The organism is Jeotgalibacillus aurantiacus (genome assembly GCF_020595125.1).
GTDB classification, from domain to species: domain Bacteria; phylum Bacillota; class Bacilli; order Bacillales; family Jeotgalibacillaceae; genus Jeotgalibacillus; species Jeotgalibacillus aurantiacus.
Genome location: NZ_JACNMS010000001.1, coordinates 220,228 through 238,843, shown reverse-complemented (window position 1 = coordinate 238,843; position 18,616 = coordinate 220,228). Strand labels below are relative to the sequence as shown.

At 44.4% G+C, this 18,616-nt stretch carries 15 protein-coding genes; 11 read left to right on the top strand and 4 right to left on the bottom strand.

Annotated elements, in window-relative coordinates:
• Nucleotide 1 precedes the first annotated feature (1 nt).
• The 4 genes from serC to H7968_RS01080 all read left to right on the top strand — a co-directional run bounded on the left by serC (nt 2) and on the right by H7968_RS01080 (nt 3,321).
• A complete protein-coding gene (gene serC / locus H7968_RS01095; protein ID WP_227394415.1) occupies nt 2-1,096 on the top strand; it encodes a 3-phosphoserine/phosphohydroxythreonine transaminase in 1,095 nt (364 codons plus the stop codon).
• Nucleotides 1,093-2,277, top strand: coding sequence for a phosphoglycerate dehydrogenase (locus tag H7968_RS01090; protein WP_227394414.1), 1,185 nt, complete (start codon nt 1,093-1,095; stop codon nt 2,275-2,277). The genes serC and H7968_RS01090 overlap by 4 nt, the downstream gene beginning before the upstream one ends.
• 111 nt (nt 2,278-2,388) lie before the next feature.
• Nucleotides 2,389-2,613, top strand: a complete 225-nt coding sequence (locus H7968_RS01085) for a hypothetical protein (protein WP_227394413.1) — start codon at nt 2,389-2,391, stop codon at nt 2,611-2,613.
• Nucleotides 2,614-2,862: 249 nt separating this feature from the next.
• Nucleotides 2,863-3,321: an IDEAL domain-containing protein gene (locus H7968_RS01080; protein ID WP_319799472.1), complete on the top strand. Its 459-nt coding sequence runs from the start codon at nt 2,863-2,865 to the stop codon at nt 3,319-3,321.
• Between the two features lie 432 nt (nt 3,322-3,753).
• Here the strand turns inward: H7968_RS01080 and H7968_RS01075 are convergent, their stop codons facing one another.
• Nucleotides 3,754-3,948 (bottom strand): hypothetical protein, encoded by a 195-nt coding sequence (locus H7968_RS01075; protein ID WP_227394411.1) that lies wholly within the window; start codon nt 3,946-3,948, stop codon nt 3,754-3,756.
• Nucleotides 3,941-5,200 carry a helix-turn-helix domain-containing protein gene (locus tag H7968_RS01070; RefSeq protein ID WP_227394410.1) on the bottom strand — a complete coding sequence of 420 codons (1,260 nt, stop codon included), beginning with the start codon at nt 5,198-5,200 and terminating at the stop codon, nt 3,941-3,943. The genes H7968_RS01075 and H7968_RS01070 overlap by 8 nt, the downstream gene beginning before the upstream one ends.
• A 284-nt stretch (nt 5,201-5,484) precedes the next feature.
• Between H7968_RS01070 and galU the strand changes: the two genes are divergently transcribed.
• From galU to H7968_RS01040, 6 genes are all read left to right on the top strand, one after another.
• The gene (gene galU / locus H7968_RS01065) at nt 5,485-6,369 is read left to right on the top strand and encodes a UTP--glucose-1-phosphate uridylyltransferase GalU (protein WP_227394409.1); all 885 of its coding nucleotides are present in this window, start codon (nt 5,485-5,487) and stop codon (nt 6,367-6,369) included.
• A gap of 4 nt (nt 6,370-6,373) precedes the next feature.
• Nucleotides 6,374-7,666, top strand: coding sequence for a UDP-glucose dehydrogenase family protein (locus H7968_RS01060; protein WP_227394408.1), 1,293 nt, complete (start codon nt 6,374-6,376; stop codon nt 7,664-7,666).
• Nucleotides 7,667-7,768: 102 nt separating this feature from the next.
• Nucleotides 7,769-9,046 carry a nucleotide sugar dehydrogenase gene (locus H7968_RS01055; RefSeq protein ID WP_227394407.1) on the top strand — a complete coding sequence of 426 codons (1,278 nt, stop codon included), beginning with the start codon at nt 7,769-7,771 and terminating at the stop codon, nt 9,044-9,046.
• Between the two features lie 29 nt (nt 9,047-9,075).
• A complete protein-coding gene (locus tag H7968_RS01050) occupies nt 9,076-9,783 on the top strand; it encodes a WecB/TagA/CpsF family glycosyltransferase (RefSeq protein WP_227394406.1) in 708 nt (235 codons plus the stop codon).
• A gap of 9 nt (nt 9,784-9,792) precedes the next feature.
• Nucleotides 9,793-11,310, top strand: a complete 1,518-nt coding sequence (murJ, locus tag H7968_RS01045) for a murein biosynthesis integral membrane protein MurJ (protein WP_227394405.1) — start codon at nt 9,793-9,795, stop codon at nt 11,308-11,310.
• The gene (locus H7968_RS01040; RefSeq protein WP_227394404.1) at nt 11,307-12,563 is read left to right on the top strand and encodes an oligosaccharide repeat unit polymerase family protein; all 1,257 of its coding nucleotides are present in this window, start codon (nt 11,307-11,309) and stop codon (nt 12,561-12,563) included. The genes murJ and H7968_RS01040 overlap by 4 nt, the downstream gene beginning before the upstream one ends.
• A 508-nt stretch (nt 12,564-13,071) precedes the next feature.
• On the opposite strand, the gene H7968_RS01035 is transcribed toward H7968_RS01040, so the two are convergent.
• Together H7968_RS01035 and secA2 are read right to left on the bottom strand one after the other, a co-directional pair.
• Nucleotides 13,072-13,977: an accessory Sec system S-layer assembly protein gene (locus tag H7968_RS01035; RefSeq protein WP_319799471.1), complete on the bottom strand. Its 906-nt coding sequence runs from the start codon at nt 13,975-13,977 to the stop codon at nt 13,072-13,074.
• Nucleotides 13,974-16,349, bottom strand: coding sequence for an accessory Sec system translocase SecA2 (gene secA2 / locus H7968_RS01030; protein WP_227394403.1), 2,376 nt, complete (start codon nt 16,347-16,349; stop codon nt 13,974-13,976). The genes H7968_RS01035 and secA2 overlap by 4 nt, the downstream gene beginning before the upstream one ends.
• Before the next feature lie 399 nt (nt 16,350-16,748).
• Here secA2 and H7968_RS01025 point away from each other — a divergent pair, with 399 nt between their 5' ends.
• The gene (locus tag H7968_RS01025) at nt 16,749-18,170 is read left to right on the top strand and encodes an S-layer homology domain-containing protein (protein ID WP_227394402.1); all 1,422 of its coding nucleotides are present in this window, start codon (nt 16,749-16,751) and stop codon (nt 18,168-18,170) included.
• The last annotated feature ends 446 nt before the right edge of the window (nt 18,171-18,616 follow it).

Sequence of the window (18,616 nt, the reverse complement as noted above, 5' to 3'; positions counted from 1 at the left end):
AATGGATCGAGTCGTCAATTTCTCAGCAGGACCTTCGGCTATGCCGCTCGAGGTCTTGATACGAGCGAAGTCTGAGCTTATTAATACAAATGGTTCAGGCATGTCAGTTATGGAAATGAGTCACCGCTCACAACATTTTGAAGAAATTTTACAGCGAACCAAGGACCTTTTGAAAAAAAGTTTAAACATCCCGGAAAACTATAAAATTTTGTTTTTGCAGGGGGGCGCATCGTTACAATTCAGCATGATTCCTTTAAATTTATTACAAAAAGATCACGAGGCAGCCTATATTATTACAGGTTCATGGTCCCAAAAAGCGTTTCAGGAGGCGACAAAAGCCGGAAATACTTCGGTGCTCGCAACATCTGAAGACACATCATTTACTTCTATTCCCGATCTATCAAATCTTACACTGAAAAACAACACATCCTACGTGCACGTCACGGGAAACAATACAATAGAAGGAACACGGATTACCAGATTACCTGATTTCAGCGTACCGGTTATCAATGACTGGTCATCCGGTATCCTGTCAGAGAAAATCAACGTCAGTGATTATGGCATGATTTACGCCGGCGCACAGAAAAATCTCGGGCCCTCAGGTGTAACCGTCGTGATCATCCGTGACGATCTCATCGGACAGGCTCCTGAATGGGTGCCCACCATGCTCAATTACAAAACACATGTAAAAGCCGACTCTCTTTATAATACACCGCCGACGTTCGGCATCTATATGATCGGCCTGATGCTCGAATGGCTGCAGGAGCTCGGAGGCGTCGAAGAGATCGAACGTCGCAACCGTGAAAAAGCTTCTCTATTATATAGCGTCATCGATGAATCACCGATTTTTAGTTCACCTGTTAAAAAAGAAGACCGTTCACTTATGAACATTCCATTTAAAACAGACAGCGCGGAACAGGATCGGGCTTTTCTTCATTTCGCCGCATCCAAACAGCTCGTGGAACTGAAAGGCCACCGTTCCGTAGGAGGCATGAGAGCGAGCATGTACAACGCCATGCCGCTTGAACACGTGGAACGCCTGGCAGACGCCATCAAAGAATTCGAGAAAATTGCCGTGGGAGGTACTTACCGTTGACGTATCAGATTAAAACCTATAACCAGATCGCCAAAAAAGGACTCGATTTACTCGACAGCCAATACGAAATCAACACTGACCAGAATCCGGACGCCATCTTACTGCGCAGCCATAAGCTGCACGGACAGCCGATCCCGAATTCCGTCCAGGCCATCGCGCGCGCCGGAGCAGGAACGAATAACATCCCGATCGACCAGTGCACCGAGCAGGGCATTGTCGTGTTCAATACACCAGGCGCCAACGCCAACGCAGTAAAAGAACTCGTCATCTCCTGTCTTATCGCAAGCGCCAGAAATCTGTTTGACGCCATTAAATGGACCAGCACGCTAAACGGGGAACAAAACGTCTCAGAAAAAGTGGAAGCCAATAAAAAAGCCTTTATCGGACATGAAATCAGCGGTAAAAAACTCGGCGTCATCGGACTCGGCAACATCGGCTCTGTCGTTGCGAACGATGCACTTGCACTCGACATGGACGTCATGGCTTACGATCCATTCGTCTCAGTCGACGTTGCCTGGACCATTTCACGAAACGTCCAGCGTGTTCACCAGCTTGAAGAACTGCTGGCCGTCTGCGATTACATCACCATCCACGTGCCGCTCAGCCCGAAAACTACCGGATTGATCGACGCCAAAGCCTTCAAAGCGATGAAAAAAGGTATCCAATTCATCAACTTTGCCCGCGGCGAACTCGTCGATGAAGTCGCATTAAAAGAAGCACTCGCAGACGGAACAGTCGGAAAATATATCACTGACTTCCCGAACGACGAAATCTTCGGACTCGATAACGTAGTGGCCACACCGCACCTCGGTGCATCCACAACCGAATCAGAAGAAAACTGTGCCGTCATGGCAGCGCGCCAGCTCAAAAACTATCTCGAAACCGGCAACATCAAAAACGCGGTCAACTTTCCAAACGTCAGCCTGCCACTCACATCACCCGGCCGCCTGACCATCATGCACCGCAACATCCCAAACATGGTTGGACAATTCTCCAACCTGTTGGCCGAACGCAACTTCAACATCGCCGACATGCTCAACCGAAGCCGAGGCGACTGGGCCTACACCCTGATCGACATCGACAACAAACTCAACGACGACGAAGCCAACGACATCATGGCTCGGCTTCAGAACATTGAGGGCGTAGTGAAGGCAAGACATATTGCGAACGGCTGGCATTAATGAGAAGCCCCTTTCTTCGGAGAGGGGTTTTTGGTTTGTTAAGATCTTTAAGAGCCCCCCCGAGCTTCGCCGGGATTTGGATGCGGAGGTGTGCAGAAAGGGAGGGGAGGTGTGCAGAATAAACGGGAAAGTATGCAGAATGAAGAAGAAGGTGTATCGAATCGGGGGAGAAGTGTGAAGAATAAGCTCACAATCGCACTGAATCCAGCTTTCGGATCCAAGCGAAGCGTCCAGCCAAGCAGGTTTTGGGTAATGAAAGTTCTTGAAGAGCCCCCGAGCTTCGCCGGGATTTGGATGCGGAGGTGTGTAGAAAGAGAAGGGAAGTGTGCAGAATAAACGGGAAAGTATACTGAATGAAGAAAAAAGTGCATAAAATCCAAGCATATCTATACAGAATAACCAATAATCTAACCAGAATAAGCAACGCACCACGAGTCCCACCACCCGAATTTTGTCCATCCTGTAAACGCCTAAACACTTCCAGCCAACAACATAAGCATTTTCCCTTTATCTTTTACATAAAATATACGATAATGATATTAAATAACTGAATATTTCAAATTTACGTGACGGGGGGAGGGTCCAATGTTGCTGACAGTCAAGATGATGAAGCCGTTTTATACACTCCAGGAAGGCAACGAGCTAAAGCTTGTCTTTGCGTACCAGTATTTCTCCGTTGTCAAAGGTGACGAAGTCTATCAGTTTATCCCGGTCGAATCGAACGAGATCCGCATCAATCTGAAAACGAAACAGATTGAAAATCTCACCGATATCTTTGTATTCCAGCGCGGTACAAGAATTTTCAGAGTCCCATTATTTCAATTGCTGCAGATATCTGATCTGCTTGAACATCTACAGGCCATCGCCCAATTTTACATCCAGCAGATACAGTCAGAAGAGGAGGAAGAAGCCATGAATGAAGAAATTACGAACCTAGAACTGCAAAACCTCTACCGGCTGATTGACAAGGCGCTACTCGAAGGTGACCGTGATCTGTTTATGGAGTTGACTGAAAAACTCAAAACAGAGGAGGCGGCACAGTAATGGTTCCGCAGCGATGTCCATAAACCCGCATTTCATGAGCAAGAGATGAAATGCGGGTTTTCATATGATTGTATATCCAAGTATTATACTTGGGAAAATTCTTAAAAAACATGCCAAACGACCCTCAAAAAAAATTACTTTTTTCCGAACCGGCCCCTCAATTCCACTCAAAGCAACTTATCTCGAATTAAAAATATTTTTCTAATCAAATAATTCACCAAAAAGTTTATCCGATTAAAGAACGAGTGTCATTACACATGTAAAAAGATTGATCCGACCTGTAAATCTTACAAATCCCGATCTACCGCCAAAATCATAAAAAAAGACCACCTGATTGTTCAGGTGGTTAATGAGAGGGTATTGCTGGGTCATTTCATAATCTTATTTTAGTATAAAATAATGCAAAAGTCTATTGGGAAAATTGGGTTTACATTAATAACCAGGTGGTCTGTTTACGTGGTTATGATCCTCAGTTTTATAATCACCTTTAGGAGCAGCTATTTGTAATTCTCCATAAGATTCATTTGATGATTTATCTCCAAAAGACGACTCAGTCAATGAATAACTCCCTGCTAATACAACTAATGCCAAACCGCTTGATAACAAAAGTTTAACTGTTTTAGACATGATAATTTCTCTCCTTTTCAATCAATGTGCGCCATTGATCGTAGTATTCTTTTGCTTTTACATAATCCCCAACCTGATTGAAATAATCGATAATTTCTTCAACAACTTCCCGGGCATCACTATAGGCATTTACTTTAATCAAGTAAGGATATAACCATTTTACAGCATATTTGATCCCGTCAACTTGGGAAAATTCTAACTTTTCTAAATAAATAGAGTAATGATGATAGTATTTATCGTTAATAATTGCTGAAATTTCTCTCAGCAGAAGTACACGACTATGCCAGGTTTTATTTACTTTTTTTGTTTTTAATGCATTTTCGAGCCATATTAGTAATGCTGTTCCGTGCGAATCAGTATATGGTTCTACTAGTTGAAGTGCTTCATCAACGTGACGTTGGACCTTAGAATATTCCTTTGACAAATACATACAGCGTGAATAGTTAATCAGAACACTCACATATAAACTGTTTTTGTAATGCATTCTAACGTTTCTTAGTAAAGGTCTATAAACTACTATAGCTTCGTTATATAATCCAAGTCTGGTATAACAAATACCTAAAATCATTTGTGCGTGAATCTGCCTGGTGAAATTACATTCGGCAACGTATAAATCATAGGCTTTTTTTCCTGTAATCAAGCCTGCTTCATTTTGATTAATACTTATGTGGGCATATGCTAGTTGATAATGGCACTCTGCGACCCAATAATTTCCTATAGGAATAGGGTTTTCCAGAAAATTGTTCATATGTTTAATCGTCATCTCATGATCTTCTTTAGTCGAACAGTGGACAGCTTGTACAAAGGAGAATATATTCAGCTCAATTGAATTGAACGTATTTTTTATCTTCTGGAGTATTTTTAAACTTTCATTAGCTTTCTCAGCTTCCTGATTCCAAAGCTGATACCTGTATATATATAAATGATAGAGGTTTACTAATTCGCTTGAAAGCATGTAATCTTGATTTTCAATAACTTGTACATACAAAGTAGCTGCAAGCTCCCGATCCTGCGTGAAAATCGCTTCAATAAATTCCTGTAACAGTTCTTTCATTTCATTGAGTCGCCCAGAAACCTCTTCAAGCTTCAACCCCAGCTTCTCCAGCAGCATTCCAACAGTTTCTTCATTGGCTGCATACATATTCGTTTCTATTTTACTTAAATGAGATGTGGAACAAATGCCCTCGGCCAGCTCTGTCTGCGTCATCCCCTGTTTCGTTCGATAGTATTTAATAATCGACCCTACGTTCATATGTTGCTCACCCCGGAGACTTTCTAGATTCTTCTATTATATATGAGACTTTCGATATAGTCATCTCATATCCTGATGGCGGTAGTCGGGAATATTTCAATCATTTCTGCGATTTCGTTAAAAATTACATTTCGTTTAAATTTTATCACGGAATCTACCGTTTGAACCGTTGCTGAATTAAAATGGTGAATTGTGCTTGTATGTTCAAGAGTAATAGTAGGAGTTCCCGTTCTGTTTACGTTATAATAGGTTGATAAAAAAGTAGCAGATCAGGGGGACTTAGCGTGAGTAAAATTAGAAAAGTAATTATACCTGCTGCAGGTCTGGGTACTCGTATGCTGCCGGCGACGAAAGCTCAGCCGAAGGAGATGCTTCCGCTTGTTGATAAGCCGACGATTCAGTACATAGTAGAAGAGGCGGTTGCTTCGGGCGTTGAGGACATAATTATTATTAGTGGCAGGGGGAAGCGTGCGATTGAGGATCATTTTGATAAGTCGTACGAACTGGAAGAAACCCTGGCTAAGAAAGAGAAGAAAGAGATTTTAGCGCAGGTTCAGGCAATTTCGAATCTGGCGAATATACATTATATACGTCAAAAGGAGCCAAAGGGACTTGGGCATGCGATTTCGTGTGCGCGCAGTTTTATTGGGGATGAGCCGTTTGCGGTGATTTTAGGTGATGACATTGTGGAATCTGAGACACCGTGTTTAAAGCAGCTGATTGATGTGTATGAACGTTATGACGGTTCTTCTATTGTAGGCGTGCAGGAAGTGGCGAAAGAAGATGTCTCGAAGTACGGGATTGTCGCCCCGGATCATCTGCTTGAAGACCGCGTTTACAGTATTAAGACGCTTGTTGAAAAGCCGTCTATCGAGGATGCGCCATCTACATTGGCGATTCAGGGGCGTTATATTCTGCAGCCGGAGATTTTTGAGATTCTCGAAACGCTTGAACCGGGTGCAGGAGATGAGATTCAGCTGACGGATGCGTTAAGAAAGCTGTCAGAGGATCAGCGTCTGCTGGCTTATTTTTTTGATGGGGACCGTTACGATGTAGGGGATAAGTTAGGATTTATTAAGGCGACGCTTGAACTTGGCTTGAAACGGGAAGACCTTAAAGAAGATTTAGAGTTATATATTAAGGAGCTAATGGCACGTCAGAAAGGATAAGATCATGAATATTGGAATTGCAGGTACCGGGTACGTCGGACTTGTAACAGGAGTGTGCCTGTCTGAAGCAGGCCATCACGTTACATGTCTGGATGTTTCACCCGAGAAAATTGCTTTGATGAAAAGCGGGAAATCACCTATTTACGAACCTGGGCTTGAGGAAATGATGCAGCGCAATCAGGCTGCAGGACGGCTCACATTTACAACTGAAAAAACGGAAGCTTACCGTGGAAAAGATATTCTATTCATTGCAGTTGGAACGCCTGAAGGAGAAAATGGTCACGCTGATCTTTCTTTTGTGAAAAAAGTGGCGGAAGAAATTGGTGACACGATTCAGGATGATGCGATCGTTGTAACAAAAAGTACGGTTCCAGTCGGCACAAATGATCAGGTTGAGGCGATCATCCGGGAACGGGCAGCGTCAAACATTCAGGTGCACGCCGTCTCGAACCCGGAGTTTTTACGCGAAGGAAACGCGATTCATGATTCCTTCCACGGAGACCGGATTGTGATCGGCGGACACCACCAGCCGGCTGTAGACAAGGTAGCAGAATGCTTCAGCTCTTTTGGGATTCCGATTGTGAAGACTGACACAAAGAGCGCTGAGCTGATTAAGTACGCATCTAACGCCTTTCTCGCGACAAAAATCAGCTTTATTAATGAAATTGCCAACATTTGCGAGCTCACAGGTGCGAATGTTGAGGAAGTGGCTGAAGGGATGGGTCTTGATAAGCGGATCGGCAGTCAGTTCCTAAAGGCAGGGATCGGCTTTGGCGGATCGTGTTTCCCGAAGGATACGAAAGCCCTGACCACAATGTCTGCAGAAGCGGGCTATGAGTTCCGTATGCTGAATGCGGTGCTTGAGGTCAATGAACTTCAGCATAACAAGCTGCTTGAAAAGGCGGATGCTGAGAACGCAATTGAAAAAGGTGTGAAGGCTGCAGTGCTTGGCCTTGCTTTCAAGCCGAACACAGATGATACGCGTGAATCACCCGCGATCCGTCTTATCGAAGAGCTCCAGAACCGGGGAGCGGATATTATCGCGTATGATCCGATTGCGACAGAGAAAATGAAAGAGGTTTTTCCGGATCTGACTTATACAGATTCACTCGAAACAGCTCTTCAGGATGCTGAAACCGCGTTTATTATTACGGATTGGGCGCAAATTAAAGAAACCGATCCTTCCTATTTTAAAGAAAAAATGAAGCGTCCGGTTATTTTTGATGGACGTAATTGTTTTACGGTTAGTGACATGAAAAAGCATGGCATTGATTACCATTCAATTGGACGTGGATAATGAAAGAAATTCTTTCATTTCCACTATGTCAACTTAAGATGTTTTTCGATATAATAAAAGGCAGGTTTATGGGAATAAACCGTGAAAGGAAGTACGTAACGTATGTTTGAAAAAATTTGTGTCGTTGGGCTTGGGTATATCGGGCTTCCAACAGCTGTGATGTTTGCAAACCATGGTATTAAAGTTCATGGAGTGGATGTGAACGAGAAAGCAGTCAGCATGATTCAGAATAAGCAGCTTCACATCGAAGAAAATGGTCTGCAGGAATACCTTGAAAAAGCGGTAGATGCAGGCACGTTAACCGTTTCAACAACACCGGAGCAAGCGGATGTGTTTATTATTGCCGTTCCGTCTCCGATTAATGATGATAAGACAGCGAACCTGGACTATGTCCGCAAAGCGACTCAGTCTATTGTGCCGTTTGTTAAAAAAGGCAACCTTGTGATCCTTGAGTCAACTGTTCCTCCACGTACAGTTGAAGATGTGATGATGCCGGTTCTGAAGGAAACAGGTCTTGAGTTTGGAACAGAGCTTCTGATTTCTCATTCTCCGGAGCGCGTGATCCCGGGCAGAATTTTTGAAGAGCTTGTTCAAAATGACCGGATCGTCGGCGGAATCAGTGAAGAATCGTCACAAAAAACGAAAGAGCTGTATGAAACGTTCGTTAAAGGAAAAATCCATTTAACAGATGCAACAACAGCTGAGCTTGTTAAAGTGATTGAAAACACGTACCGTGATGTGAATATTGCATTTGCCAACGAGCTTGCAAAGATCGCTGAAAAGCTCGATGTTAATGTATGGGAAGCGATTGATTTCGCAAACTTCCATCCGCGCGTGAACATTCATAAGCCGGGTCCTGGCGTTGGTGGTCACTGTATCGCTGTGGATCCATGGTTCCTTGTTGAATTGGCACCGGACCTTGCAAAAATGATTCACCTGGCGCGTGAAACAAACGACGGCATGCCTGCTCATACGGTAGGCCGCGTGCAGGAATATTTCCAGCGCAAGCAGATCCAGAATGGCCGCGTAGCCGTATTTGGTCTTGCTTTTAAAGGAAATGTGGATGACGTGCGTGAAAGCCCGTCATTGGAAGTATTGCGCCAACTTGAAGAAGCGGGACTTGATTACACAGCATTTGACCCGCATGTGAAAGAAAATAAGGTTCCCTGCCAGACGCAGGATTTCACAGAAGCTGTTAAGCATGCTGATCTTGTGCTTGTACTGACGGACCATAATGAATTTAAAGAACTGAACCCAGCATCCTTTAAGGATGAACTCCGCACGGCCGCTGTACTGGACACGAAAAACTGTCTGAACCGCAGCAAGTGGGAAGAAGCAGGCTTTGAGTTTGGATTACTTGGAGATTCCAAACAATCCTGAGCAAAGGCCTCAATGAAATAGGTGATGACATGAAGGAAAACTTTCTGGGTGTCGACGTCAGCCCTGAGAACTATGATGAGCTGATTAAAGCCCTTTTTAATAGACTTGAGCAGAAACAGAAATCATTTATTGTCGCCATCAATCCTGAAAAGGTAATGAAGGCGCAGGATGATCAAAATTTAAAAGCTCTTTTAAATCGTGCGGATTTTCAAATTCCTGATGGGATCGGCATTATTCTGGCATCGAAGCTGAAAGGCGGAAATGTCAGAAGCCGGGTCACGGGTATTGATATGATGATGCGAATTTGTGAAGAGGCAGCACAGACAGGGAAAAAGGTCTTTTTATTCGGTGCCAAACCTGGTGTAGCGGAAGAGGCTAAAAAAGGTCTTGAGGAGCGCTATCCAGGTATACAGGTCTCAGGAACGCTGAACGGTTATGAAAAAGATCCGGCTGTGATCGAAGCAGCGATCAATGAAGCAAAGCCGGACATCCTGTTTGTAGCGATGGGAAGCCCGGCACAGGAATACTTCATCATTGAAAATATGCAAAAGCTGTATCCGCATATTTTTCAGGGAGTTGGCGGTTCATTTGATGTGCTGTCGGGCCGGATTAAGCGTGCGCCAGAGGGGTTTCAGCGTCTCGGACTTGAATGGTTTTACCGTTTGCTGAAAGAACCGAAGCGGATTAAGAGACAAATGATTCTTCCGAAATTTCTGCTGAAAGTGCTGAAGAAATAGGAGAATAAGATGTCAAAATTCAGAGCAGCGAGTATTTTGTTTTTACTTTCTACACTTGTATTGAAATTTTCGAGCATGCTTCGCGACATGACGATCGCGGGGCTGTTCGGTGCGTCAAGCCAGGCGGATATTTATTTTGCGGCGATGACGGTGCCCAATGCGATTGTGCTGTTTATGCTGACAGGAATGAAGGATGCCTTTTTGCCGAGCTACTATGAATTTGAGCGTCGGGGAAAAGGCTTTTCCCATTTAACGAATGTGGTAAAGGGAACATTTTGGATCTCTGTTGCGATATCAGCGATTGGCATTGCAGCTTCACCGTTTCTCGTAAGACTGTTATATCCGGAGTTTAGCAACTATGAAGACGGGTTCCAGATTGCCGCGTGGACGGCGATTATTTATTTCATTGCCATTATCTTTGTGGGAATGAATGCGGTGTATGAAGGCTTTTTTGATTCGCAGAAAAAGTTTTCATTTTCAACGTTTTCACAGACCGTTGTTGTCCTCGTGATGATTGGTTTTACGTTTTTATTTTATCAGCAGCTGAGTATTTATGCGGTGCCAATCGGTTATCTGATCGGGACGATGATTTCGTTTTTGATTAAAATGATCTATTTAAAACCGAGTAAAATGATGGCCTGGACACAGAAAATGGACAAACAGGAAATCAAAAGCTTTTATCTGATTTTCCTGCCCGTTGGACTGACGATTGCAATCGGCCAGATTAACCTTATGGTGGATACGATTTTCTCCGCGCGTTTTGCGGAAGGGGTTGTAACGAATCTGACGCTGGCTTTCCGCCTTGTGAATATTCCTCAGGCGATCTTTGGTGTCACCATTGCAACGCTCGTTTTTCCACTGATTGCTTCTGCCTATAGTGAGAAAAAGATGGGGCTGTTTAAGCAGGGGATTGAAAAAGGTCTGATGTTTATGTTCATGTTTCTTGTGCCAACCGTGATCGGGATGATTCTGGTGATGGATCAGGTTGTGCAGCTGTTTTATCAGCGTGGGGAATTTACGGCGGCTGATACGTCAGAAACAAGCCTATATGCGATTTTTTACGTTGGATCGGTGCTGTTTTACAGTATTCAGGCCGTAATTGCCAAAGGTTTTTACACGATGTCAAAAGGATACCTCATGATGAGAATAGGACTTGTTTCCATCGTGCTGAATATCTTATTAAATTGGTGGTTCTCAAGCCTTTTTGGTCCGGTTGGACTCGCTTTTTCATCATCTGTGGTCGGAATGTTGTACTGTCTGATGACATTTACGACGTTGTATAAAATCACAGAAGGCTTTAATATAAAGAGTATCGGATGGAATTATCTTAAAGTAATGACAGCAGCAGGAATGATGGCTGCCGTACTTTACGGACTCCAGCAGACAGCCATTGTCTCCTGGTCGGTCATTCCATACCTGATTGTCATTGGTGTTGCCGGCATTGTCATTTATGCTGCAGCATTGTGGCTGTTAAAGAGTGAACCATTTAAGGAATTAATCAGAACGAGGGGGAGACGAACAGGATGAAGATCAGACATACGCTTCAGGAATTGAATCGCATCGATATGTTTTCACCATACCTGTTTTTCCCTTTTGTCATTTTTATTTATTTTGCCACGAGCCTGTTTGACTTCGGGCGCTTTGAATACTTTGATTTAACGTATTCAGTTGCGCCTGTTGTGCTGACAGGCTTTCTCTCCTATTGGCTGATGGTCTGGATTGTCCGCAGTAAAAACTGGCGGTTCACGATCACGCTCCCGGACAGCCTGAGAGGAAAAAGCATACCTCTCTTGTTTTTGCTTGCAGGAGTTGGACTGGTTGCATACATACTATTAATTATTTCCGGACAAATCGGTATTTTTGATGCGGAAGTCCGTCGAAACCCGAATCCGTCACTGCAGTTTTTCAGCGCGATGCTCTGGTTCGCGGCATTATATCTTGGCAGCTGGTTTTTCCTCGTGAAAAATCGGAAAATTGGCGCGTTTCTTTTACTTTTAATCATCCTGATCGGTTTGTTTGCATTGATCGGCTATATTACACCAGTCATTGTCATGCTTTTTACAGCCATTATTGTTTTTCATTACATGGTGAGACCGATTGAATTCACCTGGTTTATGACGGCACTCTTAATTGTAGGTCTGACGTTTTCCATGATCGGTTTTTATCAGCTGTCAACGGAAGATCCGTCAAACCCGTTAAACAGCCGTGATCTGCCTGAAGTATCTGATGAACTGAATGTGGACCAGATTGAGGAACGAAATGCGTTGCTGCGTGCAAAGATGGAAGAGACACCTGACGTCATTAGAGGGATAAATTATAAGAATGTGACGGGACACGTGGTGTTAAGTAAACTGATGGAATATACCGATCAGGAGGGTTACCTGCTTGGAGATCTTCATGCAAGTATTCTTGGTCCTGTACTTCCGGGCGAGCAGATTATGCCAAGGAAGCTGGTAGCAGAGCTGACAAACTCGCTTTCAGTGGAGGAAGGAATCTATATTACCCGTCCGGGGAGAACCACATCACCGACGTTATTTGGGCAGTTTTATGCGGACTTCGGGTATGTGGGTGTGATCCTTGGATTCGGCCTTGCAGGTTTTCTGATTACGATTTTATATAACCAGACCCGTCAGGTAGGAGAGCGTTCTTATCAGAAAATCGCCTATGCTTTTGTGCTGACAATCTTTACGGTTTCCCTTCATACCGGCCTTTTGGATCTTGGTTTGATCTTTATGATTCTCTTTGCTTTTGTTACGTCTACCGTTGAAAAGAAAATATAATAATAAAAAAACAAAGATTGTGAATAGAAGAAATAGATGGTAAACTGTAAGGGCAGATAAATTTTTCCTCTAGAATATAAAACAGGCTGGTTGGTGGCCGGGAGCGCTCTTTTTGAAGGGCGCTTTTTCATTTTCAGCCAGCAGATTTTTTTGAAAAACCGTGACGAGGACATCCTACGCTTTCCGCTGTCGAGCTCTGTCGGGCAGGGACTAGCAAACTTCCAGCCCCCTCGTACGATAAGTCAACATCAGCTCACTGCGTTCGCTGTGTTTCCTTTATCTCCGTCGGTGCCAGTCCAGTTTGTACGTCCCTAAACGCCCGCCTCCGCTTTTCCTAGGCCGGGCGGTGAACCCGCCTGCGCTTTAGTCGGTTTCACCTGTCCCTTTCCGCCACAGGAGTCTTCGGATGTCCCCGTCACTTTAGGTAGAATTGTTATTTTCTATCATGTATTATCCAAGACAAAACCCCCTGCGAATCGTTTCGCAAGGGGGTTTTATGATTGAATTCCTATGCCTGCTGAGGTGGATAGGCTTTCCAGCGGCTGAAGTCAGCGTCTGTTTTTTGAACCATTTCTTTTGGGAAGATGAAGGTCCATGGTTTGCTTGTGTTGGATGATACGCTTAGCGGTCCAAGCTTGAAGCCGCCTTTTGCCACGACATCTCCTTTTGCATCTTCAATCACAAGTGGAAGCTGCTCGAGTGAGATGTTTTTCTGACTGCCGTTACGGATCAGCAGTGTGACGTGGAGACTGCCGTCCTGTTTCATCGCCTGCTGCAGTCCGAGGAAATTGACTTCCCCTGGTTTTGGCGGTTCGGTGTTTTGGACGAATGCTGAAAGCTTTTCCTGCTCTTCTACAGCAAGTGATTTCTCCCAGTTTTCATCAAGCTCAAGACGATGTGGCACTTCTTTTGGTTTTAATTCAAAAGCAAGCTGCCAGTCTTCAGAAGGAATTTCTTTAGCCTCAATGGTCTTCTTCTCAAAATCAAACTGCCATGGACGGCTGCTTTCTGCCGGAAGCTCGCCTAGTTCTGCAAGATCAAACTCCTTACGGGCAATTCGTTCGCCTTCAGGATTAAGTAGCAGTAATGTTGTCTTGCCTAAAGTAACAGGCTTTTCAAGGCTCGTGCGGACAAAGGCTGTTACGCTGACCATTCCGGTTTTTTCGTGATGCTCGAGATCAATACCGGATAGAGAAAGCTGGTTGCGCTTCAGATCAGGAAGTTCATTATTTAAAAACTGATAGAAGTATTTGCTCTCATCATTTACCTGCGCCTGCGGATGAATGGAAAGCCTGGTTTTGATTTGTTCTTCTCCTGAACCGTCTGATGATGTGCCGAGCACTTCATCAGAGGATACTGCATGGTCTTTACCTTGTTTCTTTTTATCACGTGTGAATTTTTTCAGCCAGCTCATGTTGTTGTCACTCCGTTCTTTCGTTTTTCCATTTGTGTGATTAGCTGCGCGGTCTGACGGCTTACATCCTGCTCAAGCTGATAGTGCATCATGCGGAACAGTTCAAGGCCTTCACGCTGATACTGACGCATTGGATCTTCCTGTGAATAGCTTCTGAGTCCTACGCCTTCCTTCAGGCGGTCCATCGCATCAATATGACGTAACCAGTAGTAGTCTGTTCTTGATAACAGAAAACGTCTCAGTTTTTCAGCGAATTCCGGTTCCTTCAGGTGCTCATCTACAAGCTCCACATAATGATCTGTTGCTTCTTTAATCTGCTTTTTCATTGCTTTATAAGGTGTTTCCTCATTTATAAAATCAAATTCAGCAGTCGGAATCATGTAAGAAAGGTTTTCTTTTAACAGTTCAAGCTCCCACGATTCTTCCGGCTCATCCTCAGGACACTGCATGCGGATTTCTTCCTCCACATGAGAGGAGATGATTTTCTTCAGAATCGGGTGGACGGCTTCACGCTCAAGCAGCTTGTCGCGCAGGTCGTAAATGGTTGCCCGCTGCAGCCCAAGGACATCATCCAGCTTCAGGTTATATTCACGCATAGAGAAGTTCGCGCCTTCACAAATCCGCTGTACTCGATCAATGAACTCTTTTACTTTTTTGTTTGTGATTTCCCCGTTTTTATTTGAACTGATTTTGCTCTTTAACTTTTCAAGCTCTTCGCCGGCAAATCGACGGTACATCTCATCTTCGAGTGAAACGAAGAATTCCGCCGTTCCAGGATCACCCTGACGCCCTGATCGACCTTTTAGCTGGTTATCAATACGGCGGGATTCATGACGTTCAGTGCCGATCACATACAGACCGCCAAGCTCGCGCACACCTTCACCGAGTACAATATCCGTTCCCCGGCCGGCCATATTGGTAGCCACAGTGATATTGCCTTTTTGTCCTGCCATCGAGATCAGACGGACTTCCTGTTCAACACTTTTCGCATTCAGTACTTCATGCGGCAGTCCGCGCTTTTTCAATGCTTTAGACACTAGTTCTGATTGGATAATGGAGGTTGTACCGATTAAAACCGGGCGGCCGAACTGGTGCATTTCCTCAGCGCGGTCTACAGCATTTTCATACTTTTGTTCAATCGTATCAAAAATACGGTCTTCAAGATCTTCACGGGCAATCGGTTTGTTTGTTGGGACCTGAACAACGCCGAGGTTGTAAATGTCGCGAAGCTCTTTTTCTTCGGTTTTAGCCGTTCCGGTCATCCCTGCAAGCTTTTCATATTTTCTAAAATAGTTCTGGATGGTGATGGCAGCCTGGGTTTTGTTTTCCTCCGTGACTTCCAGACCTTCTTTGGCTTCGATCGCCTGATGAAGCCCGTTACTTAACGAACGGCCTTCCATGGCACGTCCTGTAAACATATCGATCAGAAGAATTTTACCTTCCTTCACGATGTAATCCACATCGCGCTTGAACATAACGCGTGCCCGCAGCGCCTGAATGACATAATGATAAAGTGTCTGGTGCTCCAGGTCATACAGGTTGTCGATATCAAAGCCCCGTTCAATCTTGGCAATTCCTTCTTCTGTCAGGTTCGTTGTTTTTGTTTCCAGATCAAAGTGGAACTCAGTGCCTTCTTCAAAGCCTTTCACAATGCGGGCACACAGATAGCTAAGTTCAGTACTGATCCCGTCTTTTCCGGCAATGATTAACGGTGTTTTTGCTTCATCAATCAGTACACTGTCCACTTCATCAATGATCGCAAAATGAAGCGGACGCTGCACGCGCTCATTCAGATCGTAGACCATGTTGTCGCGCAGATAGTCAAAGCCATACTCACTGCCAATTCCGTATGTAATATCAGCCTTATAGGCCATCCGTTTGCGATCCGGATCGATGCCAGGGATGTTCAAGCTGACTGATAAACCAAGATATTCGTGAACCTGTCCAATTAAGTCGCGGTCACGCCTGGCAAGATATTCGTTTACTGTGATGACGTGTACGCCTTTCCCTTCAAGTGCATGCAGGTAGGAAGGAAGGGAGGCAACAAGTGTTTTTCCTTCTCCCGTTGGCATTTCTGCGATGTTGCTGTCAGATAGTGCAAGTCCGCCGATCAGCTGAACGTCAAAGTGGCGCATGCCGAGAACGCGTTTTGAGGCTTCGCGAACTGTGGCAAAGGCTTCGTTACGGATATCTGACAGTTCTTCGCCGTCTGTGAGACGTTCTCTGAAACGGGCTGTCTGCGCTCGCAGCTCTTCGTCGGTTAAAAGGGAGATGGATTCTTCCAGTTTATTGATCTCCTGGACGTGTTTCCGGTAGTCCTTGAGCTGCCGGTCGTCCCGGGAGCCGGTGATTTTTTTGATGAGTGTAATCATGGTGTACGCTCCTTGTATGGTTTTCTGAATCGTTGATCTCCGCTCCGGGAGGCGCTTTCCTTTTTCCAGCTCCGGCGACTAGCCCCTCGAGGTCATAAGTCAAAGCTGAATGAGGGCGAAGGTCAGCCCTCTTTATCATCTTTGACTCATCCTTGTCGGGGCTGTACGAGTCGCCTCCGCTTTTCTGAGGCCGCAGTAGTCGCCTGCCCTCCGCTTCGATCAACTAATAATCGCGAAATAAAAATTAACATTACGAAACTTTTTTGAAAGTGTTACAAACACCTTACAGTATAGCATTAACTGCCAGTTATGACATTAGAATATTAGGAAAATTGCATGGATGGGAATGGTAATTATGGTATGGTTAGAGGGAAGTGCAATGCTAAAGGGGGAGGCGTATTGAAGAAGGTTATGACTTTTACCGCGGCTGCGGTGCTGTCTGCCGGGATTTTTGGAGCAGATGGAGCAGCCGCGGCGGAAAATGATGTGCAGGGGTTTAAGGAGCTGTTAACGGAGGTTGGACGGGATAAGGGCATTCCTCCTGAAATTTTAAAGGCAATGGCGTATGCGGAGAGTAAGGGTTTTGTTCATTTTGATGAGAATGGGAAAGCGATTCGGACGGATGACGGCGGTATTGGGCTGATGCAGCTGACGCTGACACCGGAGGAGATTTCACGTTACCAGATAGATACGGATCGTCTGGAGTCTGATGTAAAGTATCATATCGAACAGGCAGCGGATCATCTGTTGAGAAAGAAGAATCTGAATTTGCCACTTGTGAATGACAACGAGCTGCATGATCTTGAGTCCTGGTATTTTGCGGTGATGGCGTATAACGGGTTAAGTGAGATTAATGATCCTGGTACGCATCCTGTATCGTCTTATCAGGAGCGGGTGTTTGATTATGTGCGTAATTACAGTCTGATTCCGCTCGGGGAGACGCCGGAACTAACAATCAATTATGGTGATACGGATGAAGATCGCCTCATTATGCGATTCCCGGCAGATCTGGATTACACCTGGCCAACAGAAACAGAGAGTCTTCAGTTGGCTGAGATCGGGGATATGGTTTTCTCCTATAATGAAGACCTTTCTTATTCCAACTTAAGAGAAAGTATCACGGATGCAACTCCTGAGCGGATTAATCATTATACGCCAATGCAGATCACTGGTGGACCGTATGAAGCAACCGGTGAAGCAAATCAGTACGTGTTTTATGAAGTGAAAGGAAACTTTGGGACTGGATACATCGCAAGTTCAAATCTCCAATCAAGCGACGATCTGAAGGTGTTCTCGGATCTGAATACAGGTGAGGTAGAGACAGCCGTTGCCTATCTTCAGCATAGAGGCATTATTAATGGGTATACAGATGGCACTTACCGCGAGCGAAGTGTACTGGAGAGACGTCATGCCGCTGCACTGATTGTACGGGCACTCGGTCTGACAAAGCCTGATAACTATGTGGTGAAATCACCGGATCTGACGCCGTCCACTCCAGGATATGAGGATCTTGCGATTATGGAATACCACAATATTATGGGACGTGGCGGTACGATGGATGCAACGAAACCGCTGAAGCGTTCACAGATGGCTTCTATCCTTAATAGAGCATTTGGAGATGTGTATGAAGATCCGACGGGCGTGATCAGGATTCGTGATATTGCTGTCACAGATGCGAACTACCCTGACATTTCCACACTTGTTTATAATGACATTACAGTAGCTGACGCTGATCGTGCTTTTAATCCATGGAGAGATGTGACGCGTGGCCAATACGCGTTGTTTGTCGAAAGGACTATCAGACTGATGGAAGAGAAGTAATTTCATAGAATAGTAAATATTAAAGCTGGTGTAAAAAGGATATTCGGGACTTTTTTCGCCAGTTTTATTTTTTGTAAAAATACAATTAATATTCTGTAAAAAGGATAAAAGTCATTGTAAATAGGGAAAAGTTTTCTTGAATGACACCGGACTGGAACTTAATGTAACAACCGTTACAGCTATATTTCATAAGGGTTTGTTTATATAATGGTCAGAAAATTCTACTCAAAAAAAGGTTGTAAAGACAGTTTTCTTCGAAAAAAACAGAAAAAAAGATTGAAATATTCCTGTCATCTTGTAGAATAAAGGAAGGCGAGAGGAATACGAAATATTCTATGATTTGTCAATTTATATGAATAAATGACATTTTGTAAAATGTTTGACATTCTTTGAGTCTGTGACTATACTGATGGGTGTAGCTTCACGGTGTGCTTTTTAGGACTTTA

Excerpts from the sequence above, each read along its gene's own strand:
- serC (WP_227394415.1), top strand. The coding sequence starts at position 2 with ATGGATCGAGTCGTCAATTTCTCAGCAGGACCTTCGGCTATGCCGCTC.
- H7968_RS01050 (WP_227394406.1), top strand. The coding sequence starts at position 9,076 with ATGAAGGAAAACTTTCTGGGTGTCGACGTCAGCCCTGAGAACTATGAT.
- H7968_RS01055 (WP_227394407.1), top strand. The coding sequence starts at position 7,769 with ATGTTTGAAAAAATTTGTGTCGTTGGGCTTGGGTATATCGGGCTTCCA.
- H7968_RS01075 (WP_227394411.1), bottom strand. The coding sequence starts at position 3,948 with ATGTCTAAAACAGTTAAACTTTTGTTATCAAGCGGTTTGGCATTAGTT.
- murJ (WP_227394405.1), top strand. The coding sequence starts at position 9,793 with ATGTCAAAATTCAGAGCAGCGAGTATTTTGTTTTTACTTTCTACACTT.
- H7968_RS01070 (WP_227394410.1), bottom strand. The coding sequence starts at position 5,200 with ATGAACGTAGGGTCGATTATTAAATACTATCGAACGAAACAGGGGATG.
- H7968_RS01040 (WP_227394404.1), top strand. The coding sequence starts at position 11,307 with ATGAAGATCAGACATACGCTTCAGGAATTGAATCGCATCGATATGTTT.
- H7968_RS01060 (WP_227394408.1), top strand. The coding sequence starts at position 6,374 with ATGAATATTGGAATTGCAGGTACCGGGTACGTCGGACTTGTAACAGGA.
- secA2 (WP_227394403.1), bottom strand. The coding sequence starts at position 16,349 with ATGATTACACTCATCAAAAAAATCACCGGCTCCCGGGACGACCGGCAG.
- H7968_RS01035 (WP_319799471.1), bottom strand. The coding sequence starts at position 13,977 with ATGAGCTGGCTGAAAAAATTCACACGTGATAAAAAGAAACAAGGTAAA.
- H7968_RS01080 (WP_319799472.1), top strand. The coding sequence starts at position 2,863 with ATGTTGCTGACAGTCAAGATGATGAAGCCGTTTTATACACTCCAGGAA.